Below are 24,147 nucleotides of genomic sequence, written 5' to 3'. Positions count from 1 at the left end.
CAAGGTAAGGCCGATGCCCACGGTTGGCAATGGATATTCCGAAGCCACACTCATGTGCTTCGTGAGGTGGGCCGTCAGTCTTCGAGGTGCACGCCGTCCGCGGACGACGGATACGCGACGGGCAGCGACACCGCCGGTAGTTCAGCCCACCCTGCGGCCCGCGCACCGACCGGACGCTTTGCAGCGCAGCAGCGACGGTCCAGCTCAACGCAGGTCGATCTCGACGTCGTGTTCCGCGAAGATGCCGAGCAGGTACTCCATGGTCGCCGCCGGCGCGAGTCGTCGCCGATCGTAGCCGGCGACGAGGTGGTCACGAGCGACGGCCGATTCGTGCCATACCAGCCGGAACGGTGTCCTCGCGCCGAACCTTCCGCGGAGGCAGTCGTCGAAGGCGTCGAGGTTGCAGCCGAAGTATCCGCCCGGGCCGTTGACCGCCTCGCCGATCGCGCAGTAGAACCCTTCGATGTCCGTGACGTACCAGCCGTCGAGGTCGTACGTGGTACCGGTCGGTCGGTCCTGCGCAACAGACTGGTGGGCGGCCGCGGCCATGGCCCACTGGTGCCGCAACTCCCGGCCGTAGCCGGACCACATGTTCTTCCGGGCGGGCGGCCCGTGGTGCCAGTGCGTGAGAATGTCGAGGACTGCCGTAGGCAGCGGCTCCTGTGGGTCGCTGTCGACGGTCACGTCGAGGAGCCCACCTCCGAACCGCGACGGCTCGCCTGACTCAACCGTTCCGGACACCACAGCGTCGATCACCCGATGGGCCGAGCCGTCGGCCGCGATCGTGTGCACCTCAGCGCGGATGCGACGGCGACGCACGCTGACCTTGGTCGATTGCCCGACCGCGTCGAGCGCGGCCAGCATGGGCGCCTCCGGCCGGCAGCCGAGGAGCCGGACCTGCGGCACCAGCGGTGGGGCTTGCTCGCGGAACACACCGCTGACGTCCCGGCATGTGCCGTACGGCGTCTCGCCCCCACCCAGGAGAACGAAATGGGCGACGTTGCCGGGACGCACCACGGCATCCGTACGGTCGTAGAGGTGGACGAACCCGTCGAGGTCGATGTCCACGGATCCGAGCCCCACCCTGCTTGGCCGCTGTCCGAGCACGAGCACGTCACCGAGGTACTCGCCCGACCAGGACGGCGACATGCTCTGCGAAGGCGCAGGCGCCGTTATCGCGACGTCACCGAGCCACGCCCGTTCGGTGCCGAGGGCCTCGGCGGGCAGCCGGTTGAGCAGGTCGGCGAACGCGCCGTCCGGAGCGCAGCCAACGAGGGTAAACCGTTCCCGCGGTCGCTGAGGCAGGTCGACGAACAATCCTTCGATCTCCGCGCACGCCGCCAGCGGCACATCGTCCTCATAGACGCTGTCGAAGCCGACATCGCCAAGGAGCAGCCACCGCGGGCCCGCCAAATGTTCCGGCGTCCGGCACTCCTGCTGCGGCGCACGGCCATCCTTGGAGCCGGCGCTCGTCGTCACGCCAGGATCCTATCCGGGCTACCGACCCGCGTGAGGAGCGCGTCACCGCCCACCTGCCCCAGCTGCCCTGGCTCGCCCGCATCCTGCAACGCCGCGCGAGTAGGCCCGTCAGGACCAGGGACCGTCGCGACTAACCACGGTAGGCGATCAATATCATGTACGGCGTCGGTCCTCTGAACCGCCAGCGATCGACGTGTGCCACGCTGCGGCGGTGACGATCACCAGAGCGACTGTTGCCGGAGCAGTCATCGCCCTCGCTGGGCAGGCCTTGGCCGCTGGGGTCACGGCTGCATCGGCTATCGCCGGTGGCGGGGGCCCGAACGCGGACCTCGACGCCGGCGGGAGACTAGCGGCGCTGCTCTTCGGCGTCGTCATATACGGCATCGCGCAACTGGTGTTGCTGGGCTGCTGTGTCGCGCTGTCCGGACGGCTCGGCCGCGGATCATGGGCTGGCCTCGTGACCGGCTGGGCATTAGGACTAGCCCTGAGCCTGTACTACCTGGGCGGAGGCTGCGGCGCCTGACGAGCAGGCCTCAACAGGACCGGACGTGGGCCGCAGCGGGTAGCGTGTGCGCTGTGACGCCCGGTACGCATCGAACGACGCTGTCCGGGCAGCTACATGCGCATAGGTCCTATTCGGATGCACGGCCATCAGGTAACGCGAACCAGCGACCCTCGACCACCTGGCGTAAGCGGCCCGCGCGGGCAGGGTGAACGCAGGCGCGGCAACGTCTTCTTGGCGGTAGCCGCCATCGGCGGCTTCGTCGAGGAACCAGCGGATCCGCACGCAGTTCCGTCACTCAGCCGGAGACGGGATCTTCTTGTTGGTATTCCGCCCAAAGCTCCTGTGCTTCCCGGGCCATGGCCTGTGCCTGGCGTTCCTTCCTCTTGCGGGAGTTTGGCGTGGCCCGGTGCGGCCTTGCATGTCCTGAACCGCGACGGGGTAGTTGCTCGAGCCGCGCCGCCTGATCCTCCAGCGCGTACGACAAGATCTTGAGATTGGGGGCCCGGTTACGGGCGACGGCCTCGCGAGCGGCCGTGATCGCCTCCTCGCCCAGCGCCAGCGCCTCGGCCGTGCGGCCTGCGTCGTTCAGCCGTACCGCCTGCCGCCTCAACATCTCCGCGTGTCGCGCCAGGATTGCCGGCCGGTTGACCGCCGCGACCTCACGCTGCAGTTCGAGGGTCTCCTCGCCGACGGCCAGGGCCTCGTCGAGCCGGCCAGACTTGGCCGGGTCGTCAGCCAGGTCCGACAGCGACAGCGCCAGGTCCCGCAGGTGCCCTGAAGTGACCCCTATCGGCCGGACACCTCAATGTGTGTCAGTGTCTCTCGGTGGATCTTCTCGTAGGTGTCGGGGCTGACGTTACCCAGACGGCTGTGCCGGCGGCGCGGGTTGTAGAAGCCTTCGATGTAGGAGAAGACCTCCATCTCCAGTGACCCCTCTGTTGCGGTATCGCTGGCCCGAGGATTCGCCCGCGATAGACAACTGCTGGCCGCAAGAGGCTCACCGGCTTCGGATCAGGGAGAGCTGCAAAGTGGTCAGCCAAGGCCCTGCGAAGCACCAAGAGCTGGATCCACGTTCGCCATGTGGACCGGGGCCCACCGGACCGCAGTCATCGGTGGGCCCCGGAGCCAAGCCTGGCCTCTCATCACGCAGGTGCTTGCGGTACGTCCGGCTCCCTGATCCAACGGCGGGGCGGTGTGAGCCAGTAGTGGCCGCCGGCTCGCCTACCGCGTCGGCCATCGGAGCCGAACGTTCTGCTCCCAATCTGCTCCCAATCTAAGGAGCAAAACGTCAGAAGCCCGTTACCGGCGGTTCCAGTAACGGGCTTCTGAACTGCACATACTCACGGTGGGCGATACTGGGATCGAACCAGTGACCTCTTCGGTGTGAACGAAGCGCTCTCCCGCTGAGCTAATCGCCCTCAGCGCCCATGACTCTACCCGATCGAGAGGCCGGACCAAAAACCGGGTCTCAGTGCGTCGCGAGGTAGTGCAGCGCCCTCGCCACCACGTCGATGCCGAGGCTGTACTTGAGCGACAGCCACACCACCACCGACACGAAGACCAGCCCGACCAGGCCGAGCACGAAGCGCACCGGCAGCGATCTGCTGGTCACCCAGCGCGTCCAGGCGTTGACGTGGCGGCGGGTGAAGGCGAGCAGCCGGCGGGCCCAGTGGAACTCGACCGCCCAGACGCCGAGGCCGGCGATGACGAGCAGCCAGCCGGGGCCGGGCAGCGGGATCAGCGCGATGCCGACGGTGACCACCAGGGCGCCGAGGATGCCGATGAAGATCTTCAGGGCGACGCGGCCGGTGGGGTTGGCGCGGATCAGGTCGAGCGTGGTGTTGAGACGGCCTCGCCAGCCTCGTTGCCGGCGCGGGAGGAGAGCGCGTGGTGAACGCCCGTCGACCGGCACCGCGTACCCCCGATTTCTGGCTGTTCGGGCCGCATCCTCCGGCGGATCGGCCGCGGCCCTGGTCGCCGTGGAGGTGCTTCTCGTGACCATTTCCACCCCCAGTGTCGCCCGCGACCGTCACCCCTGCTGACGACTGGACGTTACCGGAGTAAGTCGACGACTGAACCACCCGTTGCCGGGCGGAACGACGGAGTGGGCGGAACCGGAAATTCTACGCGGGATCCCATGGTCCCGAGGGCTTTCCGACCCCCTTCCCACCACTGGGTGAAGTCAGCGTATGGCGGAGCGTAGCCAGGAGCAGCACCTGAGTATGGGAAAAGCGGGACACGCGCGTTCCGCAGCGGTGCCGGGGGGAGAACGTCCATGAGTGTCATCCGACCGACGACCGTAGAGGTCGAGACGTCGCTAAGGCTCGTCGCGCCTGACGCCACCGCCTTGCCGGTGCGTGCCAGCCTGCGTTACGACCCTGCTGACCCGTATGCGGTCCATGTCCTGTTCCATGCCGAGTCGGCCGGCGGCGAGGCGGTGAGTTGGTCGTTCGCCCGCGAGCTGCTGGTCACCGGGCTCGACGAGCCGGCCGGCATCGGCGACGTCCGGGTCTGGCCGTGGGCCACCCCGCGCGGCGACTTCGTCGCGCTGGCGCTGTCGTCCCCGGACGGCAACGCCCTGTTCGAGGTCCCGCGCAGCGTGCTGGTGCGTTTCCTGCGCCGGACCTACGTCGTCGTCCCGCGCGGCCGGGAGGCCGAGCACCTGGACGTCGACACCGCGGTGAACCGGCTGCTCGCCGGTCGCTGAGCACGACCACACCGGGGCCGCGCGGATCTGCCGAGTCCGCGCGGCCCCGGGCCGTCTTCACCCCATGGGGTACGCGGGTCAGCCGCGCGTGGTGATCCCGCCGTCGACCGGGATGACCGCTCCGGTGAGGTACGCGCCGGCGCGCGACGCGAGGTAGATCGCGGTGCCCGCCATGTCCTCGGGGCGCCCGATGCGGCCCAGCGGCACCTGCTGTTCGATCGCGGCGCGGGACTCCGGGTCGTCCAGCGCGAACGCCATCATCTTGCTCTCGAACGGGCCGGGCGCGATCGCGTTGACAGTGATCGCCTCGCCGGCGAGCTGGTGGGCGAGGCCGCGGGTGAGCATGTGCACGGCCGCCTTGGTGGCGGAGTAGGCGTACACCTCCATCCACGGCACCCGGAGCCCGTCGATGGAGCCGATGTTGATGACGCGGGCCGGGTCGTCCGCGTCGGCGGCGGCGCGCAGCGCCGGCAGCAGCGCGGTGGTGAGCCGGAAGACGGCCTTGACGTTGACCGCCCAGAGCTTGTCGAACGCGCCCTCCGGGTATTCCTCCAGCGGCGCGCCCCAGGTGGCGCCGGCGTTGTTGACCAGCACGTGCAGCCGGTCGTGGCGCTGCCGGACGGCCTCGGCCAGCGCGAGCGCGCCCGCGTCGGTGCTCAGGTCGGCGGGGATGGCCTCGCAGTGCCCCTCGGCGGCGAGTTCCTTGGCGACCGACTCGCAGACGTCGGCCTTGCGCGAGGAGATGATCACCCGGGCGCCGGCCCGGACGAATCCGCGCGCGATCATCAGCCCGATCCCCCGGGAGCCGCCGGTGACCAGGACCGTCTTGCCGTCGACCGAGAACAGATCCGTCATGCCCATCCCATCGCCGTTTTCCGCCGGTCGCGGCCGTCGGCCGGCCCGCGCCTTACCGACCGGTAACGTAACCGTCCGTCGTACGCGCCGACAAGAGCGCCCGGGTGGGGCGAAACCGTCGAGATGCAACGTGCTGTCCGGCCGGTTACCGTCGGGGATGATGGTCACTACCGGTCAGCCCCCGCCGGCCACCCGCACCGGCCTGTCGGAACCCCGCCTCACCACCGACGAGATCGTCACCGGCGCGCTCGACGACCTCACCCCCGCGCCCGGCTGGCCCCGGCCGGTGCTGCTCGACCGTGACCTGCTGATCCTGGTCACCCACGGGCACGGCAGCGCCGAATTGGACTTCCGGGCGGTGCCCTGCCGCCCGGGCACACTGCTGCGCGCCCGCCCCGGCCAGGCGCTGCGCTGCCTCGGCACCCAGCTCGACGCCACGGTGGTGAGCTGGGGGCCGGACGCGCTGCGCGGCCTCGACGTCGACCCGGACGCGGTGCCCACCCACCGCCAGCTCGCCGGCGAGGACGAGGACGCGGTGATCAGCGAGGTGACCCAGCTGGCCGTGGACGCCGACCGGCACGCGCTGGTGCCGGCCGCCGCGGCGCTGCTGCGCCACCAGCTCGCGGTGCTGCTGCTGCGGCTGAGCCTGCTGCCGCACCCCGGGGAGGCGCCGTCGCCGCGCGCCGAGGCGGAGACGTTCCGGCGGCTGTGCCGGGAGGTGGAACGCGGCTACCGGCGGACCCGCCGGGTGGAGGACTACGCCGCGCAGATCGGCTGCTCGGTGCGTACCCTCACCCGGGCCTGCCTGGCGGTGACCGGCCGCAGCGCCAAGCAGGTCATCGACGAGCGGGTGGCGTTGCAGGCCTGCCGGCTGCTGGCCGCGACCGACGACCCGATCGCCCGGATCGGGCGGCGGCTCGGTTTTCCCGAGCCGACCAACTTCGGCCGCTTCTTCACCCGCGAGGTCGGGGTGAGCCCGGGGGCGTTCCGCGCGGCCCGCGAACAACCGTTGCCCGTCCGTCCGGTGCGTCCGCGCCCGCCCGCCGACTCCCCCGTGCCGGCCGGCCGGGCATGATGGCACTGTGCAGATCTCCGCGCGCGGCGACTACGCGGTCCGGGCGGCCCTGAGCCTGGCCACCGCGTACCCCACCCTGCTGTCCACCCAGGCCATCGCGGCGGAGCAGGACATGCCCCGCAAGTTCCTCGAGGCGGTCCTGGCCGACCTGCGCCGGTCCGGGATCGTCCGGGCCCAGCGCGGCGCCGAGGGTGGCTACACGCTGTCCCGGCCGCCGCGCGAGGTCACCATCGGGCAGGTGTTGCGCGCCGTCGACGGTCCGCTCGCCGGGGTACGCGGGCTGCGCCCCGAGGAGACGAAGTACGAGGGCGCGGCGGAGAACCTGCCCCGGCTCTGGGTGGCGGTACGCGCCTCGGTGCGCCGGGTGGTCGACGAGGTGAGCCTGGACGAGCTGGTCAGCGGCCGGCTCCCGGCGCACGTGCGCAAGCTGACCGCCCAGCCGGACGCGTGGGAGCCGCGCTGATCACAGCGTGCTGACCACCTCGTCGTAGGCCAGCCGGGGCAGGCGTTCCCGCCCGGCGCTCGGCGCCGGTCGGCCGATGTTCATCAGCAGCAGCACCCGGTGCCGCCCGTCGGGGAAGAACTCGCGTTCCACCGCGGCCGTGTCGAACCCGGCCATCGGCCCGGCGGCCAGCCCGGCCGCGCGCACGCCGACCACCAGGTAGCCGATCTGCAGCGCGGCGTTGAACCGGGCCTGCGCCTCCCGGCCGGCCGGGTCGCCGGTGAACCAGTCCCGCGCGCCGGGGCGGTGCGGGAACAGCTCCGGCAGCCGGTCGTGCCAGTCCACGTCGGCGGCGAGCACCGCGGTCAGCGGCGCGCTCGCCGTCTTGTCCCGGTTGCCGGCGCTGACGTGCGGCAGCAGCCGCGCCCGGGCCGCCGGTGACCGCAGCAGCAGCACCCGCAGCGGCTGCGCGTTCATCGCGGTCGGGCCGTTGCGGACGAGGTCGTGCACGGCCCGGACCTGCGCGTCGTCGACCGGCTCGGCGGTGAACGCGGTGGCCGTGCGGGCCGCCCGGAACAGCAGGTCCTGGGCGGCCCGGTCCAGCGCGAGCAGCTCGTCGGCCGGGGCGCTCACCACGAGTCGGACCAGTCCTCGAGCGTGGTGGTGTAGCGGCCCCGGTGGTGCAGCAGCGGGTCGCCGTCCTCGCCGGCGCCGAGCGCCAGCGGCTCCCCCAGCACGATGGTGTGGTCGCCGGCCTCGATGCGGCGGACCACCCGGCACAGCAGGACGGCCAGCGCGTCGCCGATCAGCGGCACCCCGAACGGGCCGGTGGCCCAGCCGGGGTGGGCGGTGAACCGGTCGATGCCGCTGGTGGCGAAGATCTGCGCGATCTCCTGCTGGCCGGAGGCGAGCAGGTGCACGGCCACGTGCTCGGCGTGCGCGACGGTCGGCCAGCTCGACGACGCGCGGCCGAGGCAGACCGACACCAGCGGCGGGTCCAGCGAGACCGAGGTGAACGAGGTCGCGGTGAAACCGGCCGGTGGCAGCGTCGGCCGGAGCCGGTCGCCGCGCAGGCCGGGCGTGGTGACCACGGTGACCGTGGACGCCTGGCGGCGCAGCAGGCCGCGGAACGAGTCGACGTCGACCGGACGCAGCTCGACCGGGCCGGCGGCCGGCCGGTCCACGGTGGTCACGACGCCACCAGCTCGCGGACGGCGTGGACGCTGGCCGGCCGGGGCAGGCCGTAGTGCTCGCGCAGGGTGCGGCCGGCGTACGCGGACCGGAACAGCCCGCGCCGACGCAGCAGGGGTACGACGTGGTCCACGAAGGCCTCCAGTCCGTGGGGTAGCAGCGGTGGCATGACGTTGAAGCCGTCGGCGGCGCCCTGGGTGAACCAGAGCTCGATCTGGTCGGCGATCTGCTCCGGGGTGCCGACCACGACCCGGTGCCCGCGCCCACCGCCGAGGCGGCCGATGAGCTGCCGCAGGGTGAGCCGGTCGCGCCGGGCGAGGTCGACGACGAGCTGGTAGCGGCTCTGGTGCGACTGCACGGCGGTGGCGTCGGGCAGGTCGGGCAGCGGCCCGTCCAGCGGCAGGCCGGTCAGGTCGAGCCCGGTCATGCCGGAGAGCTGCGCGAGGGCGTGCTCGGGCACGATCAGCGCCTCCAGTTCGTCGGCGAGGGCACGGGCTTCCGCTTCGGTACCCCCGATCACCGGCGCGATGCCGGGCAGCACCTTGACCAGGTCCGGGTCGCGGCCGGCGTCGGCGACGGCCCGTTTGAGCGCGGTGTAGAAGGCCTGGCCGTCGGCGAGGGTCTGCTGCGCGGTGAAGACGGCCTCGGCGTAGCGGGCGGCGAACGCGATGCCGTCGGCGGACGAGCCGGCCTGCACCAGCAGCGGCCGGCCCTGCGGCGGTCGGGGCGTGTTGAGCGGGCCGGCCACCCGGAACCGCTCGCCGGTGTGCGCGATCTCGTGCACCCGGTCGGTGTCGGCGAAGACGCCGGCGGCGGTGTCGAGCACCAGCGCGTCGTCCTCCCAGCTGTCCCAGAGCTTGATCGCCACCTCGACGTGCTCGGCGGCGCGGCGGTAGCGGTCGGCGTGCGCGGGATGGTCCTCGAGGTTGAAGTTGCGGGCCTCGCGGGCCTGGGCGGAGGTGACGATGTTCCAGCCGGCCCGGCCGCCGCTGAGGTGGTCCAGCGAGGCGAACGCGCGGGCCAGGTTGAACGGTTCGGTGTAGCTGGTCGAGGCGGTGGCGATCAGCCCGATGTGCTCGGTCACGGTGGCCAGCGCGGCGAGCAGCGTGAGCGGCTCGAAGACGGCCTGGATGTTGTGCCGCACGGCCGGGCCGACGGCCAACCCGTCGGCGAGGAAGACCGAGTCGAGCGTGCCCCGCTCGGCGATGCGGGCCAGCTCCTGGAAGTGGCGCACGTCGCCGAGGCGGCCGGGGTCGGTCAGCGGATGCCGCCAGGCGGCCTCGTGGTGGCCGACGCCCATCAGGAAGGCGTTGAGGTGCAGGGTCCGGGTCATGGCGGTTCCTCTCAGGCGGTGGTGACGTCGACGCGCCAGGTGGAGAAGCGACGTTCCCCGGCGACGAGGAGCTGGTTGACCACCAGCCCGATGGCGGAGATGGTGATGATCCCGGCGTACATGTCGGGGATCGCGAAGTTGTACTGCGCGTAGTTGACGAGGTAGCCGAGGCCGGCCTTGGCGCCGACCATCTCGGCGGCGACCAGCACCAGGATCGAGTAGGCCCCGGCGAGCCGGACGCCGGTGAAGATGGTGGGCACGGACGCCGGCAGGATCACCTTCTGGAACAGCCGCAGGTGGTCGAGGCCCATCGAGCGGGCCGAGCGGACCAGCAGCGGGTCGACGCCCTTCACGCCGGCGATGGTGTTCAGCAGGATCGGCCAGGAGCAGGCGTAGAGCACCAGGGCGATCTTGGAGGTCTCGCCGAGCCCGAGGATGAGCACGAAGACCGGCAGCAGCGCCAGCGCGGCGGTGTTGCGGAACACCTCCAGCAGCGGGCTGAGCAGGTCCGCCAGGGGCCGGTACCAGCCGATCAACAGGCCGAGCGGGATGGCGGTGACCACCGCGAGGGCCAGACCGGTGAGCGAGCGGGTGAGACTGGCGCCGACGTGCTCGGCCAGCTGCCCGCTGCGCAGCAGCTCCCACCAGGCGACGAGCACCTCGGACAGCGGGGGCAGGAAGACCCGGTCGACCAGGCCGGTGCGGGGCACGGTCTCCCAGATCGCGGCCAGCGCCAGCAGCGCGACGCTGCGGTGCAGGGCCCGGCCGCCGAGCGCGAGCAGCCGCCCGGACCGGGCGGGCGCGGCGGCCACCGGGGACACGGCGGGCCGGGTCGCGGCGGGTCGTGCGGCGACGTCAACCAACGCGGGCCTCCTCGCGGACGGCGGACTGCGCGGCGCGTACCTCGTCGCGCAACAGCGTCCAGATCTGGTGCCGGTGGTGGCGGAACGCGTCGGTGGAGCGGACGTCCTCCTCGGCCTGCCGGTCGCCGAGCTCGATGTCGATGACCTGCTTGATCCGGCCGGGGCGGGAGGTCATGACGGCGACCCGTCGGCCCAGGTAGACGGCCTCGTCGATGCCGTGCGTGATGAACACGACGGTCTTGCCGGTGGCCTGCCAGATCCGCACCAGCTCGTCCTGGAGCGAGTCGCGGGTCTGCGCGTCGAGCGCGGCGAACGGCTCGTCCATCAGCAGCACGTCCGGGTCGTAGGCGAGGCTGCGGGCGATGGCGACGCGTTGCTTCATGCCGCCGGACAGTTCGTGCGGGTAGCGGTCGGCGAAGCCGGTCAGGCCGACCAGTTCCAGGTGGTGGGCGACCCGTTCGGCGCGTTCGCGCCGCGGCAGGCCCTTGGCCTCCAGGCCGAACGCGACGTTGCCGGCGGCGGTGCGCCAGGGCAGCAGCGCGTACTGCTGGAAGACGATGCCCCGGTCGAGGCCCGGCCCGGTGACCGGGCGGCCGTCGACGAGCACCTGCCCGTCGCTCGGGGTGGCCAGCCCGCCGAGCAGGTCGAGCAGGGTGGACTTGCCGCAGCCGCTGGGGCCGACGACGACCAGGAACTCGCCGGGGCGTACGCCGAGGGTGAGGTCGTCGAGCGCGGTGACCGCGCCGCCCGCGCCACGCCGGCCCGGAAAGACCTTGCGGACCCGGTCGAAGAGGATCTTGTCGGTGCTCATGCGCCACCGCCGGGGTTGGCGAACGCGTTGAACCTGTTGGTGTAGAGGTCGGACGGCTTGGGTTTGGCACCCTTGAGTTCGCCGGCGTCGGAGAGCCAGTCGATCCAGGTGGCGAACTCCCGGTCGGTGATGACGCCGCCCTTCTCGGCCACGCCGCTGGACTTCCAGTAGCCGACGAGCGTGGCGTCCTCGTTGCGACCGCGCTTGCCGATGACGGCCTTGAGTCGGGCCACCACCGTCTCGCGTGGCTGGGTGCGCGCCCATTCGATGGCCTTGCCCACACCGGTGACGAACGCGCGGACGGTGTCCGGGTTGCGGGCGATGAAGTCGTCGCGGAAGACGTAGCTGCCGGCGCTGAACGCGCCGAGCAGTTCGTAGTCGGTGAACACGGTGCGGATGCCGCCGTTGGCGACGGCCTTGTCGCGGATCACGCCGCCGAGCACCGCGACGTCGATCTGCTTGGCGCGCAGCGACTGCTCGGTGTTGACCGGCGGCAGTGCGACCAGTTCGACCCGGCCGATCTCGTCGGCGGTCAGGCCGCCCCGGGCCAGCCAGGTGCGTAGCACGGCCTCGGCGTGCGCGCCGAGGGTGTTCATGCCGACCCGCTTGCCGATCAGGTCGCGGGGGCCGCGGATCGGGCTGCCGTCGAGCACGTAGTAGCCCTGGAAGGTCTGCGCGTCGGAGCCGTAGTAGCTGACCACGGCCGTGATCGGCGCGTGGGCGGACTGGAGTTTGACGATCGCGCCGTTGAACGCGCCACCGAAGTCGCTCTGGCCGGTGGCGGTGGCCTGGATGTCGGCGGGACCGCCGGTGACGTTGCCGATCCAGTTGAGCTTGACGTCGCCCAGGTAGCCGAGGTCGGCGGCGAGTTCGGGGAGGGTCACCTGGCCGACCGAACCCTGGTAGCGCAGTTCGGTGGTCTGGGCGCCGCCGCCGGCGGCGGCGTCGGCGCCGCATCCGGTGGCGGCGGCGAGGGCGAGCAGGGCGACGGCGGCGGCGAGGGCACGCCGTGGCGATCGGGTCGAGGGCATGGCGGTGTCTCCTGATCTGTCCACGATGCGGTGGAGGGGGCCCGCGTGGGGCCGGAGAGCACGCCGCACCGCGCCGGGCCACGATGCGCCGGCGGCGGGAACGGACGAGCTGCGGAGGGGGAACGACGAGCGCTCGGCTCAACAGAGCGCGCTCGCGTGCCGGACCAGGTCGACGTGCACGCGAGCGGTGAGGAGAAGCTCGTCCCGCTGCGACATGCCCTCATGCTGCCGACCGTTCTCCACGCCGGTCAACGCTCTTCCACTCAGTGAGACTTTCATCGCTGGCTTTGTTACGACCCGCCCCCACCAGCATTTACCACCCCTTAACACCTACCCGTTGGATAGAGATTGTGCCGGGCGCTACACCCACCGTCCAGAGCGGACCCGACCGGGTTTCGCGAATCGTCGATCCGGGCATGTTGGATCCCGCAGAGGCAGGGAGACGAAGGAGGCACCCCCGATGGGCGTCCAGTTCCGCAAGCGCAAGAAGTACGGGCCGCTGATCCTCCACTTCACCCAGAACGGGTTCTCCTCGTGGAGCATCAAGATCGGCCGCTGGTCCTGGAACTCCAACACCCGCGCCCACCGCGTGGACCTTCCGGGGCCGCTCTCCTGGAAGCAGGACAAGGCCTGACGGTCTGAGACCGTTACGACGAGCGGGGCGCCGGCGGTTCGCCGGTGCCCCGCTCGTCGTCCGGACCGGGTTCCGCGTTCCGCCGCCGAGCCGGTCCGGACGGCGGAACAATCGCGACATGGCGGATGCGACCCTGCGGCGGATGCGGCGGCGGGCCGTGGCGGGCTGCGCGCTCATGCTCGTCGGCTACTTCCTGGTGCCGGTCGAGGCGGACCCGAACGGCCTGCGGCTGGCGCTGCGGTCGATCGGCACGCTGGTGCTGGTGGCCGTGGTGGCGTTCCTGGTCACCGGCCAGGTCCGCCGCCAGCTCACCCGTGACCAGCCGACCGGCCGGGAGGAGGACCGGGCGCTGACCCGGCTCGCGGTCGCGCTGATCGCCGGGCTGCTGGTCTTCGCGCTCGCCGACTACGTGGTGGCGAACACCCGCCCCGGTGAGTTCGTCGGGCTGCGCACCCGCGTCGACGCGCTCTACTTCGCGCTGGCCACGCTCACCACGATCGGCTACGGCGACGTGCACGCCCACGGGCAGATCGCCCGGGTGGCGGTCTGCGCGCAGATGGTGTTCAGCATCGGCGTGGTCGCCACCGGCGCGTCGGTGGTGGTCAGGCAGATGACCCAGCGGTCGGGGCGACGCTGATCAGCACGTCGCCGCCGAGCCGGCCGGGCTCCGGGTCGCGGGTCACCGCGCCGCCGTCCAGCAGCGAGGCGACCGCCCGGTTCGCGTCGGCCGCCCGGTAGACCGTGGCGGTGGCCGCGAACCGGCGCAGCTCGGTGACCGTGAGCGGGCCGGAGCGGGCCAGCTCGGCGAGCAGTTCCCGGCGCAGCGGGCCGGGGTCCGGGTCGAGGCTGATGTCGAGCAGCCGGCCGGCCGGGTCGGCCGGGTCGCGGTAGCGCACCCCGGCGAACTCGTCGACCGCCCAGAGCGCCTCCTTCAGCGCCTCCAGGCCCCGGTCGGAGCCGGTGCCGTAGCCGAGCAGCCGGGCCGGCCCGTCGTCGGCCACCAGCTCGACCTCGGTGACCAGCGGGAAGCCGGCGGAGGTGAGCGCCGGACGCAGCGACCGTCCGGCGTCGGTGACCAGCAGCAGCTCGGCCGGGCGACCGGACGCGACGGCGGCCAGCAGCGCCGGGTCGGGCTCGCCGCCGTCGACCACGGCGAGCAGCGGTGCGCCGGCCGCGCCGGCCGCCTTGAGCGCCACCGGCAGCCGGTCCGGCCGACCGGGCACCACGTGCACGGCGACGTCGGCAGGCAGGGCGGCCTCGGCGGCGCCGAGCCGGGTCGGCAGCTCCGCGTCGCCGTCGGCGAGCACCAGCACGGTCAGCCGCCGCCCGCGCAGCCGGTCGGCGAACTCGCCCACCACGCCCAGCGCGGCCTCCGCGCCGGCTGCGGCGTCCCCGGCGTACGCGAGGGCGAGCGTGGCCCGCCGCGCGCGGTGCAGCGCGGCGGGGAGCCAGTGGTCGAGTTGGCGGACGAGCAGCTCGCGCAGGACGGCGTCGGACGGCATGGTGCCGTTTCTACCGCACCGCGCGAGCGTCCCGCCCGGTAACCCCGCTCAGGCCGGGACGGAGACGCCCACGCCGCCTCGGGTCTGGCCGCCGTAGCGCTGCCGCTCCCGGTCGAGGTCGAGCCGGCCGATCCGCTTGCGGGCGGCGAGCGCGGCGTCGTCCAGCAGGTTCGCCGGGACGATCCAGACGATCTCGAACTCCAGCCCGTCCGGGTCGCGGCCGTAGAGGCTCTTGGTGGTGCCGTGGTCCGACGCGCCGCCCAGCGCGCCGGCGGCGGCCAACCGCTCGGCGGTGGCGGCCAGCTCGTCGAGCGTGTCCAGCTCCCAGGCGAGGTGGTAGAGACCGACGGCGCCGCGCCCGGCGGTGGACGCCCCGGCCGCCGCGCCGACCTCGAACAGGCCGAGGTCGTGGTCGTTGGTGGAGTCCGGCGCCTGGAGGAAGGCGGCGCCGCGGAAGCCGTCGGGCGTCATCTCCACCCGGCGGAAGCCCAGCACGTCGCGGTAGAAGGCGACGCTGCGCTCCAGGTCACTGACGTAGAGGACGGCGTGGTTGAGCCGGTGGATTCCCATGCCACCGACGGTAGCGCGGTTTAATTGAGCGTTCAACCATCGGCGGTATGATGGGCGTCATGACCCGGTGGCTGGACCCCGACGAGCAGCGGACCTGGCGCGCCTTCCTGACCGCCTCCCGCGCGCTGATGGACACGCTCGACCGCGAGCTGCAACGCGACGCCGGCATGCCGCACGCCTACTACGAGATCCTGGTCCGGCTCTCCGAGGCCCCCGGCCGGCGGCTGCGGATGAGCGACCTGGCCGACGCCACCGGCTCGTCGCGCAGCCGCCTGTCGCACGCCGCCGCCCGGCTGGAGGCCGCCGGGTGGATCCGCCGGGAGGACTGCCCCACCGACCGCCGCGGCCAGCTCGCCGTCCTCACCGACGAGGGCTTCGCCACCCTGGCCGCCGCCGCGCCCGGCCACGTCGAGGGGGTACGCCGGCACCTGTTCGACGCGCTCAGCCCGGCCCAGGTCGACCAGCTCCGCCGGATCAGCGAGACGCTCGCCGACCACCTGACCGGATCGGGACCAAACTGATCCACTCCGGGGGTTGTACTTACCGTCGCCGGATGAGCACGATGGGGCGTGTCCTCCGGCTTCGCTGACCTGACCGTCCAGGCGCACCACCTGGTGTCCGAAGGCGACCTCACCGGCGCGCAACGACTGCTCGCCGACGCGCTCAGCGACGCCGACCCCCGCCCCGGCAACGCCTCCCCCGAGCTGGCCGAGGCGGCCGGCCTCCAGGCGCGGCTGCTCGTCGCGCTCGGCGAGCCGCACTCCGCCCGGGGCTGGGCCGCGTTCGCGTACGCGGCGGCCACCCGGCTGTTCGGGCGCTCCGACGAGCGCACCGTCACCGCCGCCGCGACACTCGCCGCGGTGCTGCACCGGGTCGGCAGCGACGCCCGCGCCGCCCGGCTCTACTCCGACGTCATCATCGAGCTGACCGCCCGCGACGGCCCGGAGTCGCAGCGGGTGCTGGCCGCGCACGCCGACCTGGCCACCGTGGAATACGCGCGCGGCCAGTGCGAGGTGGCCCGCGACCGCCTCGCCGACGCCTGGGAGCTGCACCGCGAGGTCTACGGCGACGGCCACCCCAGCGGCATCAAGATGCTGGCCAAGCTCGGCGCGATGGAACGCGACTGCGGGCGCTACGCCGACGCCCACGACCACCTCGGGCTCGCCGAGGACCTGTGCCGCGAGCACCTGGCCGTCGACGACCCGCTCGCCGTCCAGGTCGCCGGCCTGGCCCGGGCCGCCGCCGACCCGGACCACGTCTGCGCCGCGCCCGAACCGCCCGCGCGCCCGGCGCCGGTGGTGCCCGCCGCCCGGGTCCCCGAGCCCACCGAAGGTCCGCCGGACCTGCCGCCCTACTCCCCGCCCGCGCTCGACGACCCGGTCGAGACGCCGCTCTACCATCCGCCCGGCCGCACCGCCGACCCCGCGCACGTGCCCACGCCGCGCACCCCGCCGGAGGCCGACGGCGACGCGTTCGGCGACTACCCGTGGCCGCCGGACGAGCCGGACGACCAGCCGTGGCGGCCGGGCGAGCCGGCGGACCAGCCCTGGCGGCCGGGCGACGACGCGCTGCCGCCGACGGTGGTCGGGCTCGCCGACGACGACCCGGCCGGCGTCCGCCGGGTCCCGCCGCCCCCACCGACGGAAGCGCCGTCGCGCTACCTGCCGGTGCACGTGCCCCGGCCACCCGCCACGCCCCGGCGGGAGCGGCAGTGGCTGCCGCTGGCGGTGCTCGGCGTGGTGGTGGCGCTGCTGCTCGGCACCATCGCGGTGATCGCCGGCGTGTCCCGGGTGGACGGCGACCGCGACACCCCGGCCGCGCCGTCCGGCGCGGCGTCGAGCACGCCGCCGCCCGCCTCGGCCCGACCCACCCCGAGCGGGCCGCCGGCCGCCTCCCCGGGCACCCCACCGGGGCGCTTCGCGCTCAGCGACAGGCGCGACAGCATCGTGCTGAGCTGGACCTACCCGCCGGGCGCGGAGGGCCCGGTGGTGGTCGCCGGCGGCCGTGCCGGGCAGCCGCAACACACGTTCGCGACGCTGCCCGCCGGCTCGGCCGACTACATCGCCTACGGCCTCGACCGCACCACCGACTACTGCTTCACCGTGGCGCTGGTCTGGTCCACCGACACGGTCGCCCGCACCGGCCCGGCCTGCACGAAACGGCGGCGCTGACTCCTCACTCCCGGTCCGGCTCGGCGAGCGCGGGCAGCCGCACCGTCGCCCGCAGCCCCGGCGCGGCGGCGCCGGGCGTCGCGTCGACCAGCTCCACCGTGCCGCCGGCCCGGCGCACCAGCTCCCGCACGATCGCCAGGCCGAGGCCGGCGCCGCCGGCGTCGCGGGCCCGCGCGTCGTCGAGCCGGGTGAACCGGGCGAACACCCGCTCCCGGTCCGCCGCCGGGATGCCCGGCCCGTCGTCGGTCACCGTCACCAGGTGGTACGCCCCGACCGGCCCGGCCACGGCCAGCTCCACCTCGGCGTCGGCGTGCCGCAGCGCGTTCTCCACCAGGTTGACCAGCACCCGCCGCAACTCCCCGGCGTCCCCCTCGACCCACCACGCCCCGGCCGGCACGTCCACCCGCACCGGCGGTGACGGGTACCGCCCGGCCACCCCGCGCAGCAGCTCACCCAGCTCCACCGGGCCCACCGGCGCCGACCGCGCCCGGTGCCCGTCCTCGACGTCGGGCCGACGCCCGTCGTCGGCGACGCGCCGGCGGTCCGCCGGCGCCTGCTCGTCCAGGCGGGCCAGCAACAGCAGGTCGTCGACCAGGCGGCTCAGCCGCTCGGTGTCGGCGAGCAGGTCGTCGGCGACCGCCGGCCAGTCGGTGTCGTCGCCGAGCCGGCGGGCCACCTCCAGCTCGGTACGCATGTTCGTCAGCGGGCTGCGCAGCTCGTGCGCGGCGTCGGCGACGAACGCCCGCTGCCGGTCCCGGGACGCCGCCAACCGGTCCAGCATGTCGTTGAGCGTCACCGCGAGCCGGTGGATCTCGTCCTGCCCGGCCGGCACCGGCAGCCGTTCCGCCCCGGCCCGACCGGTGATCTCGGCGGCGCCGCTGCGCAGCTCCTCCACCGGGCGCAGCGTCGCGCCCACCACCCGCCAGGCCACCACCGCCAGCCCGGCCACCAGCAGCGGGAAGCCGACCAGCAGCAGGTTGCGCACCACGTGCAGGCTGTGCCGCACGTCCGACAGCGACTTGGCCACCAGCACCGTGCGCGGCTCCTCGGCGGTGCCGGCCGGCACCGTCACCACCCGCACCGGCCCGGACATGCCGACCCGCCGCCCGTCCACCACCAGCCGCTGCGCCTGGCCGGGTCGCAGCTCGCCCGGGCCGAGCATCGGCACCAGGCGGTCCGCGTCGATCGAGGCGGCCCGGATCCGGCCCTGCGCGTCCACCACCTGCACCCGCAGCTGCCCGCCGGCCACCGGCAGCGGATCCGGCAACGCGTCCTCGGCGGTGAGCAACGCGACCGCGTCCGCGGTGCGCAACGCCTCCGCGTCGACCGAGCGCTGCAACGTCCAGCCGAGCGCGCCGACCAGCAGCGCGCCGCCGAGACCGAAGCCGAGCACCAGGCCCAGCACGCCCAGCGCGAGCAGCCGGGCCCGCAGGCCGAGGCGGGGGCGGCTCACGTGGCCAGCCGGTAGCCGGCGCCGCGGACCGTCTCCAACCGCTCCCGGCCGATCTTGCGACGCAGGTAGCCGACGTAGACCTCCACCGCGTTCGGGGCGGTGTCCACCGACGCGTCCCAGACGTGGTCCAGCAGCTCGGTCTTCGACACCACCTCGCCGGGGCGGCGCATCAGGTAGTCGAGCAGCGCGTACTCGCGGCTGGTCAGCACCACCTCGGCGTCGGCCCGGGTGACCCGCCGACGGGCCGGGTCCAGGCGCAGGTCGCCGACCGTGAGCACGGCCGGGCGGCGGGGCGCCCCGCGCCGCAGCAACGCCCGCAGCCGGGCCAGCAGCACCACGTACGAGAAGGGCTTGGTGAGGTAGTCGTCGGCGCCGCAGTCCAGGCCGTCGGCCTGGTCGTACTCGCCGTCCTTGGCCGAGAGCATCAGCACCGGCAGCCACCGCTGCTCGGCGCGTAACCGGCGCACCACCTCGTAACCGGAGAGGCCGGGCAGCATCACGTCGAGGATCATCGCGTCGTAGTCGCCGTGGCGCGCGGCGTCCAGCCCGGCCGGGCCGGTGGCCGCCACGTCCACCACGAACCCCTCCGCCGACAGGCCCCGGCGCAGCGCCCCGGCCAGCCGCGTCTCGTCCTCCACCACCAGCAACCGCACCGGTCCAGGGTGCCACCACCGGGTCACCCGTAGGGGATCTCCTCAGCGTCGTCACAGCGACGATCCCGCAGCATGGAGCGCAGGAGGTGCACACTATGTCAGTGATGAAGAACCGCGCCGTGCTGCGCTGGCTGGTCCCGGTGACCGCGGGGGTCGCCGTGATCGGAGGCGGCGCCGCCGTCGGCACGTTCGCCGCCGGCGCCGACCCGGCCCTGCCACCGCGCAGCGCCGCCCAGCTCCTGGACGACCTGCGGACGTCCCGCCTGGACGGGCTCTCCGGCACGGTCGTGCAGCGCGCCGACCTCGGCCTGCCGCCGATCGCCGCGCTCGCCGGCAAGGCCACCGGCAACGAGCTGGCCGGGCTGGTCACCGGCACGCACACGCTGCGCGTCTGGTACGGCGGCGAGGACCGGCAGCGGCTCGCCCTGGTCGACACGCTCGGCGAGCAGGACGTGCTGCGCAACGGCCGCGACGTCTGGACCTGGAGCAGCCGGGAGAACACCGCCGTCCACCGGAAGCTGCCCACCGACGGCAAGGACCTGCCGTCCGCGCCGGCCACCCCGGCCGACGCCGCCCAGCAGGCGCTGGCCGCGATCGACCCGACCACCGCGGTCACCGTCGGCCGCTCGGCCACCGTGGCCGGGCGGGACGCGTACGAGCTGGTGCTCACGCCGCGCGACAAGGCGTCGCTGGTGCACCAGGTGCGGATCGCGCTGGACGCGAAGGAGCACGTGCCGCTGCGCTTCGAGGTGCTCGCCGACGGCCAGGACGAACCGGCGTTCGAGGTGGCGTTCACCCAGGTCGACTTCCGCACCCCGGACGCCGACCAGTTCCGGTTCAACCCGCCGCCCGGCGTGAAGGTCACCGAGGAGTCGACCGACGCGCGCCCCGGCCCGGCCGGCAAGGCGCTCGGCAAGGACGGCACGGCGCCCGGCAGGGCCGACGGGCAGCGGCCGGACGTGCGTACCGTCGGCACCGGCTGGACCACCGTGGTGGTGGCCAAGCTCGGCGACATGGCCGGAGCCGGTGGCGCGAAGGCGGGCGGCGCGCCGGACGCCGACATGCTGGCGAAGGTGCTCGGCGACCTGCCCAAGGTCAGCGGGGACTGGGGCAGCGGCCGGCTGCTCAGCGGCAAGCTGTTCAGCGTGCTGCTGACCGACGACGGTCGGGTGGTGGCCGGTCTGGTCACGCCGGAGCGGCTCTACCAGGCCGCGAAGGGCTGATCGACCATCGGGCTCGGGGCCCGGCCGGCATCCGCCGGCCGGGCCCCGAGCCGTGTCCGGGCTTGGTGCAATGGCGGGCGGCGCGCTATCTTTCAACGTTCAGACACACAAAAGGAATGGCATCTGAATGCCATTCCTGCCGCAATTTTAGCCAATGAGGAGCCGGCTTGTCAACGCACTCCGACGTGTCGGGTGACCTGCGCCAGGACGACGAGATCGGTCGCGAGCAGGAGTACGTCTCCATGCTCTACGACCGCTTGGACGGGCTGCGGGAGCAGGCCGCCCGCCGGCTCGACGAGGAGTTGCGCCACACCGGCGGCACCCAGCAGGCGCGCTCGCAGCGCGACGCCACCGTCGCCATGTACGCCGACCAGGTCGAGCAGCTCTCCGCGGTCGAGGCCGGCCTCTGCTTCGGCCGCCTCGACGGCGACGACGACGCCGCCCGCTACATCGGCCGGATCGGCATCTTCGACACCGCCGGCGACTACGACCCGCTGCTGATGGACTGGCGCGCCCCGGCCGCCCGCCCGTTCTACCTCGCCACCGCCGCCAACCCGCAGGGCGTCCGCCGCCGCCGGCACCTGCGCACCAGGGACCGGAAGGTCACCGGGCTCAACGACGAGGTGCTCGACATCACCGCCGCCTCGCCCACCGCGCACGAGGAGGTCACCGGTGAGGCGTCGCTGCTGGCCGCGCTCAACGCCGGGCGCACCGGCCGGATGCGCGACATCGTCGAGACGATCCAGGTCGAGCAGGACCGGATCATCCGCGCCGACCTGCCCGGCGTCATGGTGGTGCAGGGCGGGCCGGGCACCGGCAAGACCGCGGTGGCGCTGCACCGGGCGGCGTACCTGCTCTACACCCACCGGCAGCAGCTCTCCACCCGCGGCGTGCTGCTGGTCGGCCCGAACGCCACGTTCCTGCGCTACATCTCCCAGGTGCTGCCGGCGCTGGCCGAGACCGGCGTGCTGCTGCGTACCCAGGCCGACCTGTTCCCCGGCGTGCACGCCCGCCGCGCCGAGCCCGCCACCACCGCGGCGCTCAAGGGCCGCGCGGTGCTGACCGAGGTGCTCGCCGCGGCGGTGCGCGACCGGCAGTGGGTGCCGGCCGAGCCGATCGAGATCGAGCTGCCCCAGCGGGAGGTGCTCACCCTCCACCCGGCGACGGTGCGCGAGGCCCGCGACCGGGTCCGCCGCACCGGCCGCCCGCACAACCTGGCCCGGGCCCAGTTCGACATCGAGGTGGTGCACGCGCTCGCCGACCAGGTGGCCGAGCGGATCGGCGCCGACCCGCTCGGCGGGGACAACCTGCTCTCCGAGGCCGACCGGGCGGAGATCCGCCGCGAGTTGCGCGAGGAGCCGGAGATCGTGGCCGCGCTGGACGAGCTGTGGCCGGTGCTCACCCCGCAACGCCTGCTCGCCGACCTGTTCGCCGCGCCGGAGCGGATCGCCACCGCCGCGCCGATGCTCACCGACGACGAGCGGGCCGCCCTGCACCGGGAGCCCGGCGGCTGGACGCCCGCCGACGTGCCGCTGCTGGACGAGGCCGCCGAACTGCTGGGCGAGGACGAGCGCGCCGCCGCCGCCCGCCGCGAGCGGATCCGCGCGATGGAACGCGAGTACGCCGAGGGTGTGCTGGAGATCTGGCGCGGCTCCCGCTCCATCGACGTGGAGGACGAGGCCGACGGCGGTGAGATCCTCGGCGTGACCGACCTGATCGACGCCGCCCGGCTCTCCGAGCGGCAGGAGGAGTCCGACCGGCTCACCACCGCCCAGCGCGCCGCCGCGGACCGCACCTGGGCGTTCGGGCACGTGATCGTCGACGAGGCGCAGGAACTGTCCCCGATGGCCTGGCGGCTGCTGATGCGGCGCTGCCCGAGCCGGTCGATGACGATCGTCGGGGATGTGGCGCAGACCGGCGCGCTGGCCGGCACGCCGTCCTGGGCCGAGGCGCTGGCGCCGTACGTGGCGGACCGGTGGCGCCTGGAGGAGCTGACCGTCAGCTACCGCACCCCGGCCGAGATCATGGCGGTCGCCGCCGACGTGCTCGCCGAGATCGACCCGGCGCTGCGCCCGCCCCGCTCGGTACGCGCCACCGGCGTACCCCCGTGGGACCGGACGGTGCCAGCGGACCGGCTCGTCGCCGAGCTGGTCGAGGCGAGCGCCCGCGAGGCGGCCGGGCTGGCCGACGGCCGGCTCGGCGTGATCGTGCCGACCGGGCGGGTGGCGGAGCTGGGCGCGGCGGTCGTGGCCGCGCTGCCCGAGGCGGCGGTGGGCGAGCAGCCGGAGCTGGCGAACCGGGTGGTGGTGCTCACCACCGAGCAGGCCAAGGGGCTGGAGTTCGACTCGGTGCTGGTGGTGGAGCCGGAGCGGATCGTCGCGGAGTCGCCGCGCGGGCACAGCGACCTCTACGTGGCGCTCACCCGCGCCACCCAGCGCCTCGGCATCCTCCGGAGGTAAGGAGGGGCCCCCGCTTAACGCTTTCGGTATAGGCGGGGCCCCTTCTTAACACCACTCAGCCGGGGTTGGCGCCCTCGTCGGTGACGTTGCCGACCTGGGCGCCGGTCGCCGAGGCGTCGCTCGTGGAGCCGCCGGCGGGGGTGCTCAGGCCGCCGGTGGTGGCGTCGCCGGTGGTGGTCGGCGCCACCTTGCCCGGGTGCCGTTCCGGCTGCCGGGCCACCCGGCGCACGCTGGCCGGGCCGGCCGTCCCACCGGTGGTGGTCACCGCGCCCTGCCCGCGGGTCGGGCCGCCGTCGCGCAGCACGCTCGGATCCACCGGCACGTGCGCCGGGTCGTCCGGATCCGACTCCTGGATGACTCGCTGCTCGTCGGTGGGCGGCACCGTGACCTCGTCGAGCGCGCCCTCGCCGTAGACCCCGCCGGCGATCCGCCGCTCGGCCTGCCGGGCGGCGTCCTGCCGCATGTCGTCCTCACGCACGTCAACCACCTCGCCGCTCTCGTGATGTGGGTGTCGGTACGGCGTGCCCGTGGGCCGAGGGCTGAAACCGGCGACGTTTCGGGCAGGAAGCGCCGAATGTCCGAAGCGCGGAGCGGGCCGGGATACCGGCGACGTCCGGCGGTTACCTTGTCTCGGGGGCCGGGTAGACGGAGGGTGCCCCCGCCACAGAGCGCGAACCGTGCCGTGGCCGACCTGCGGTAGCGGGGCGAGGGTGTGCAGGTAACGACTCATCAAATCCTGAGGAGGACCAGATGAGCACGCAGGCTGCATCCACCAGGCCGATGAACCGGCCGATGTCCGACGTCCAGAACCGGTCGAGCATGCAGGACACGTCGACCCGGCAGATGCCGTCGATGCACGACGGCCACCGGGAGCAGATGCCCAGCCCGGGCACCGAGACGAAGCAGGCGTTCCTGACCACCGAGTTCTGGGTGTACGCCGCGGCCGCCGCGGTCGTCGTGATCGCCGCGTTCTGGAAGGGCACCACCGCCAACGGCCTGAACATCAACAACCCGAACCAGGCCTGGTGGTACCTGACCGCGCTGACCGGCGCGTACCTGGTCAGCCGGGGTCTGTCCAAGGCGGGCAGCTCGCGCCGCTCCGGCAAGGAGCGTCGAGGCCGGCACTGACCCCGCGCCGCCACGCCAACGGCGACGCCCCCGGGATCCGTCCCGGGGGCGTCGTCGCGTGC

Annotated in this window: 28 protein-coding genes and 1 tRNA gene; 12 read left to right on the top strand and 17 right to left on the bottom strand. The window is 73.5% G+C overall.

What is annotated here, in order from left to right:
* Window positions 1–204 precede the first annotated feature (204 nt).
* Entirely contained in the window at window positions 205–1,479 is a 1,275-nt protein-coding gene (locus GA0070213_RS21960) for a barstar family protein (RefSeq protein ID WP_245716502.1), read from the bottom strand.
* A 211-nt stretch (window positions 1,480–1,690) separates the two neighbouring features.
* Between GA0070213_RS21960 and GA0070213_RS31200 the strand changes: the two genes are divergently transcribed.
* Entirely contained in the window at window positions 1,691–2,002 is a 312-nt protein-coding gene (locus GA0070213_RS31200; RefSeq protein ID WP_139128709.1) for a hypothetical protein, read from the top strand.
* A gap of 277 nt (window positions 2,003–2,279) precedes the next feature.
* Here GA0070213_RS31200 and GA0070213_RS21955 read toward each other — a convergent pair whose 3' ends face one another.
* The gene (locus GA0070213_RS21955; RefSeq protein ID WP_245716501.1) at window positions 2,280–2,597 is read right to left on the bottom strand and encodes a hypothetical protein; all 318 of its coding nucleotides are present in this window, start codon (window positions 2,595–2,597) and stop codon (window positions 2,280–2,282) included.
* A gap of 6 nt (window positions 2,598–2,603) precedes the next feature.
* Here GA0070213_RS21955 and GA0070213_RS32285 point away from each other — a divergent pair, with 6 nt between their 5' ends.
* Window positions 2,604–2,762, top strand: a complete 159-nt coding sequence (locus GA0070213_RS32285; RefSeq protein ID WP_245716500.1) for a hypothetical protein — start codon at window positions 2,604–2,606, stop codon at window positions 2,760–2,762.
* Window positions 2,763–3,330: 568 nt separating this feature from the next.
* Here the strand turns inward: GA0070213_RS32285 and GA0070213_RS21950 are convergent.
* Together GA0070213_RS21950 and GA0070213_RS21945 are read right to left on the bottom strand one after the other, a co-directional pair.
* Window positions 3,331–3,402 (bottom strand) — tRNA-Val (locus tag GA0070213_RS21950).
* Between the two features lie 50 nt (window positions 3,403–3,452).
* On the bottom strand, window positions 3,453–3,986 hold the full coding sequence (locus GA0070213_RS21945) for a TIGR02611 family protein (RefSeq protein ID WP_425412854.1): 534 nt from the start codon (window positions 3,984–3,986) through the stop codon (window positions 3,453–3,455).
* 273 nt (window positions 3,987–4,259) lie between these two features.
* Here GA0070213_RS21945 and GA0070213_RS21940 point away from each other — a divergent pair, with 273 nt between their 5' ends.
* Window positions 4,260–4,691 (top strand): SsgA family sporulation/cell division regulator, encoded by a 432-nt coding sequence (locus GA0070213_RS21940; RefSeq protein WP_007457244.1) that lies wholly within the window; start codon window positions 4,260–4,262, stop codon window positions 4,689–4,691.
* A 78-nt stretch (window positions 4,692–4,769) separates the two neighbouring features.
* Here GA0070213_RS21940 and GA0070213_RS21935 read toward each other — a convergent pair whose 3' ends face one another.
* Window positions 4,770–5,546, bottom strand: coding sequence for a glucose 1-dehydrogenase (locus GA0070213_RS21935; RefSeq protein WP_091068464.1), 777 nt, complete (start codon window positions 5,544–5,546; stop codon window positions 4,770–4,772).
* A gap of 160 nt (window positions 5,547–5,706) precedes the next feature.
* On the opposite strand from GA0070213_RS21935, the gene GA0070213_RS21930 reads away from it, so the two are divergent.
* Window positions 5,707–6,621: a helix-turn-helix transcriptional regulator gene (locus GA0070213_RS21930; RefSeq protein WP_425412853.1), complete on the top strand. Its 915-nt coding sequence runs from the start codon at window positions 5,707–5,709 to the stop codon at window positions 6,619–6,621.
* A 7-nt stretch (window positions 6,622–6,628) separates the two neighbouring features.
* Window positions 6,629–7,084, top strand: coding sequence for an RrF2 family transcriptional regulator (locus GA0070213_RS21925; protein ID WP_091067940.1), 456 nt, complete (start codon window positions 6,629–6,631; stop codon window positions 7,082–7,084).
* On the opposite strand, the gene GA0070213_RS21920 is transcribed toward GA0070213_RS21925, so the two are convergent.
* The 7 genes from GA0070213_RS21920 to GA0070213_RS32660 all read right to left on the bottom strand — a co-directional run bounded on the left by GA0070213_RS21920 (window position 7,085) and on the right by GA0070213_RS32660 (window position 12,535).
* On the bottom strand, window positions 7,085–7,696 hold the full coding sequence (locus tag GA0070213_RS21920) for a malonic semialdehyde reductase (RefSeq protein ID WP_091068458.1): 612 nt from the start codon (window positions 7,694–7,696) through the stop codon (window positions 7,085–7,087).
* Window positions 7,693–8,256 (bottom strand): flavin reductase family protein, encoded by a 564-nt coding sequence (locus tag GA0070213_RS21915; protein ID WP_091067937.1) that lies wholly within the window; start codon window positions 8,254–8,256, stop codon window positions 7,693–7,695. Before GA0070213_RS21915 ends, GA0070213_RS21920 begins: the two co-directional genes overlap by 4 nt.
* A complete protein-coding gene (locus GA0070213_RS21910) occupies window positions 8,253–9,587 on the bottom strand; it encodes an LLM class flavin-dependent oxidoreductase (protein WP_091067933.1) in 1,335 nt (444 codons plus the stop codon). The genes GA0070213_RS21915 and GA0070213_RS21910 overlap by 4 nt, the downstream gene beginning before the upstream one ends.
* Before the next feature lie 11 nt (window positions 9,588–9,598).
* Window positions 9,599–10,450, bottom strand: a complete 852-nt coding sequence (locus GA0070213_RS21905; RefSeq protein WP_091067930.1) for an ABC transporter permease — start codon at window positions 10,448–10,450, stop codon at window positions 9,599–9,601.
* Window positions 10,443–11,261, bottom strand: coding sequence for an ABC transporter ATP-binding protein (locus GA0070213_RS21900; protein ID WP_091067927.1), 819 nt, complete (start codon window positions 11,259–11,261; stop codon window positions 10,443–10,445). The genes GA0070213_RS21905 and GA0070213_RS21900 overlap by 8 nt, the downstream gene beginning before the upstream one ends.
* Window positions 11,258–12,292, bottom strand: a complete 1,035-nt coding sequence (locus tag GA0070213_RS21895) for an ABC transporter substrate-binding protein (protein WP_091067923.1) — start codon at window positions 12,290–12,292, stop codon at window positions 11,258–11,260. Before GA0070213_RS21895 ends, GA0070213_RS21900 begins: the two co-directional genes overlap by 4 nt.
* Window positions 12,293–12,430: 138 nt before the next feature.
* Window positions 12,431–12,535, bottom strand: coding sequence for a putative leader peptide (locus tag GA0070213_RS32660; RefSeq protein ID WP_311773696.1), 105 nt, complete (start codon window positions 12,533–12,535; stop codon window positions 12,431–12,433).
* Between the two features lie 217 nt (window positions 12,536–12,752).
* On the opposite strand from GA0070213_RS32660, the gene GA0070213_RS21890 reads away from it, so the two are divergent.
* Entirely contained in the window at window positions 12,753–12,926 is a 174-nt protein-coding gene (locus GA0070213_RS21890; protein ID WP_064498970.1) for a DUF4236 domain-containing protein, read from the top strand.
* Window positions 12,927–13,044: 118 nt separating this feature from the next.
* Complete coding sequence (locus tag GA0070213_RS21885; RefSeq protein WP_091067920.1) at window positions 13,045–13,563, top strand: potassium channel family protein; 519 nt, start codon at window positions 13,045–13,047, stop codon at window positions 13,561–13,563.
* On the opposite strand, the gene GA0070213_RS21880 is transcribed toward GA0070213_RS21885, so the two are convergent.
* A complete protein-coding gene (locus tag GA0070213_RS21880; RefSeq protein ID WP_091067916.1) occupies window positions 13,529–14,428 on the bottom strand; it encodes a hypothetical protein in 900 nt (299 codons plus the stop codon). The genes GA0070213_RS21885 and GA0070213_RS21880 overlap by 35 nt on opposite strands.
* Window positions 14,429–14,476: 48 nt before the next feature.
* Complete coding sequence (locus GA0070213_RS21875) at window positions 14,477–14,998, bottom strand: VOC family protein (RefSeq protein ID WP_091067913.1); 522 nt, start codon at window positions 14,996–14,998, stop codon at window positions 14,477–14,479.
* 50 nt (window positions 14,999–15,048) lie between these two features.
* Between GA0070213_RS21875 and GA0070213_RS21870 the strand changes: the two genes are divergently transcribed.
* Window positions 15,049–15,519, top strand: a complete 471-nt coding sequence (locus GA0070213_RS21870; RefSeq protein WP_091067910.1) for a MarR family winged helix-turn-helix transcriptional regulator — start codon at window positions 15,049–15,051, stop codon at window positions 15,517–15,519.
* A gap of 48 nt (window positions 15,520–15,567) precedes the next feature.
* The gene (locus tag GA0070213_RS21865; RefSeq protein WP_091067908.1) at window positions 15,568–17,169 is read left to right on the top strand and encodes a tetratricopeptide repeat protein; all 1,602 of its coding nucleotides are present in this window, start codon (window positions 15,568–15,570) and stop codon (window positions 17,167–17,169) included.
* A gap of 4 nt (window positions 17,170–17,173) precedes the next feature.
* Here GA0070213_RS21865 and GA0070213_RS21860 read toward each other — a convergent pair whose 3' ends face one another.
* Both GA0070213_RS21860 and GA0070213_RS21855 read right to left on the bottom strand, forming a co-directional pair.
* Window positions 17,174–18,622: a sensor histidine kinase gene (locus GA0070213_RS21860; protein ID WP_091067905.1), complete on the bottom strand. Its 1,449-nt coding sequence runs from the start codon at window positions 18,620–18,622 to the stop codon at window positions 17,174–17,176.
* The gene (locus tag GA0070213_RS21855) at window positions 18,619–19,275 is read right to left on the bottom strand and encodes a response regulator transcription factor (protein WP_091067902.1); all 657 of its coding nucleotides are present in this window, start codon (window positions 19,273–19,275) and stop codon (window positions 18,619–18,621) included. Before GA0070213_RS21855 ends, GA0070213_RS21860 begins: the two co-directional genes overlap by 4 nt.
* Before the next feature lie 95 nt (window positions 19,276–19,370).
* Between GA0070213_RS21855 and GA0070213_RS21850 the strand changes: the two genes are divergently transcribed.
* Window positions 19,371–20,498: a LolA family protein gene (locus GA0070213_RS21850; protein ID WP_091067899.1), complete on the top strand. Its 1,128-nt coding sequence runs from the start codon at window positions 19,371–19,373 to the stop codon at window positions 20,496–20,498.
* Window positions 20,499–20,740: 242 nt separating this feature from the next.
* Entirely contained in the window at window positions 20,741–22,957 is a 2,217-nt protein-coding gene (locus tag GA0070213_RS21845; protein ID WP_175441442.1) for a HelD family protein, read from the top strand.
* A 55-nt stretch (window positions 22,958–23,012) separates the two neighbouring features.
* On the opposite strand, the gene GA0070213_RS21840 is transcribed toward GA0070213_RS21845, so the two are convergent.
* Window positions 23,013–23,435 carry a hypothetical protein gene (locus GA0070213_RS21840; RefSeq protein WP_175441433.1) on the bottom strand — a complete coding sequence of 141 codons (423 nt, stop codon included), beginning with the start codon at window positions 23,433–23,435 and terminating at the stop codon, window positions 23,013–23,015.
* Window positions 23,436–23,707: 272 nt separating this feature from the next.
* Between GA0070213_RS21840 and GA0070213_RS21835 the strand changes: the two genes are divergently transcribed.
* The gene (locus GA0070213_RS21835) at window positions 23,708–24,085 is read left to right on the top strand and encodes a hypothetical protein (protein WP_091067893.1); all 378 of its coding nucleotides are present in this window, start codon (window positions 23,708–23,710) and stop codon (window positions 24,083–24,085) included.
* Window positions 24,086–24,147: the final 62 nt, after the last annotated feature.

It is taken from the genome of Micromonospora humi, from assembly GCF_900090105.1.
GTDB classification, from domain to species: domain Bacteria; phylum Actinomycetota; class Actinomycetes; order Mycobacteriales; family Micromonosporaceae; genus Micromonospora; species Micromonospora humi.
The sequence above is the reverse complement of the archived record's forward strand: the minus strand, read 5'-3'. Positions and strand labels throughout refer to the sequence as shown.

Bases quoted from the DNA above. Each gene is read 5' to 3' on its own strand.
- GA0070213_RS21890 (WP_064498970.1), top strand. From the start codon at position 12,753: ATGGGCGTCCAGTTCCGCAAGCGCAAGAAGTACGGGCCGCTGATCCTC.
- GA0070213_RS21930 (WP_425412853.1), top strand. From the start codon at position 5,707: ATGGTCACTACCGGTCAGCCCCCGCCGGCCACCCGCACCGGCCTGTCG.
- GA0070213_RS21940 (WP_007457244.1), top strand. From the start codon at position 4,260: ATGAGTGTCATCCGACCGACGACCGTAGAGGTCGAGACGTCGCTAAGG.
- GA0070213_RS21845 (WP_175441442.1), top strand. From the start codon at position 20,741: ATGCTCTACGACCGCTTGGACGGGCTGCGGGAGCAGGCCGCCCGCCGG.
- GA0070213_RS21875 (WP_091067913.1), bottom strand. From the start codon at position 14,998: ATGGGAATCCACCGGCTCAACCACGCCGTCCTCTACGTCAGTGACCTG.
- GA0070213_RS21900 (WP_091067927.1), bottom strand. From the start codon at position 11,261: ATGAGCACCGACAAGATCCTCTTCGACCGGGTCCGCAAGGTCTTTCCG.
- GA0070213_RS21880 (WP_091067916.1), bottom strand. From the start codon at position 14,428: ATGCCGTCCGACGCCGTCCTGCGCGAGCTGCTCGTCCGCCAACTCGAC.
- GA0070213_RS21945 (WP_425412854.1), bottom strand. From the start codon at position 3,986: ATGGTCACGAGAAGCACCTCCACGGCGACCAGGGCCGCGGCCGATCCG.
- GA0070213_RS21885 (WP_091067920.1), top strand. From the start codon at position 13,045: ATGGCGGATGCGACCCTGCGGCGGATGCGGCGGCGGGCCGTGGCGGGC.
- GA0070213_RS21850 (WP_091067899.1), top strand. From the start codon at position 19,371: ATGTCAGTGATGAAGAACCGCGCCGTGCTGCGCTGGCTGGTCCCGGTG.
- GA0070213_RS21835 (WP_091067893.1), top strand. From the start codon at position 23,708: ATGAGCACGCAGGCTGCATCCACCAGGCCGATGAACCGGCCGATGTCC.
- GA0070213_RS21895 (WP_091067923.1), bottom strand. From the start codon at position 12,292: ATGCCCTCGACCCGATCGCCACGGCGTGCCCTCGCCGCCGCCGTCGCC.
- GA0070213_RS21870 (WP_091067910.1), top strand. From the start codon at position 15,049: ATGGGCGTCATGACCCGGTGGCTGGACCCCGACGAGCAGCGGACCTGG.
- GA0070213_RS21955 (WP_245716501.1), bottom strand. From the start codon at position 2,597: ATGTTGAGGCGGCAGGCGGTACGGCTGAACGACGCAGGCCGCACGGCC.
- GA0070213_RS21935 (WP_091068464.1), bottom strand. From the start codon at position 5,546: ATGACGGATCTGTTCTCGGTCGACGGCAAGACGGTCCTGGTCACCGGC.
- GA0070213_RS21910 (WP_091067933.1), bottom strand. From the start codon at position 9,587: ATGACCCGGACCCTGCACCTCAACGCCTTCCTGATGGGCGTCGGCCAC.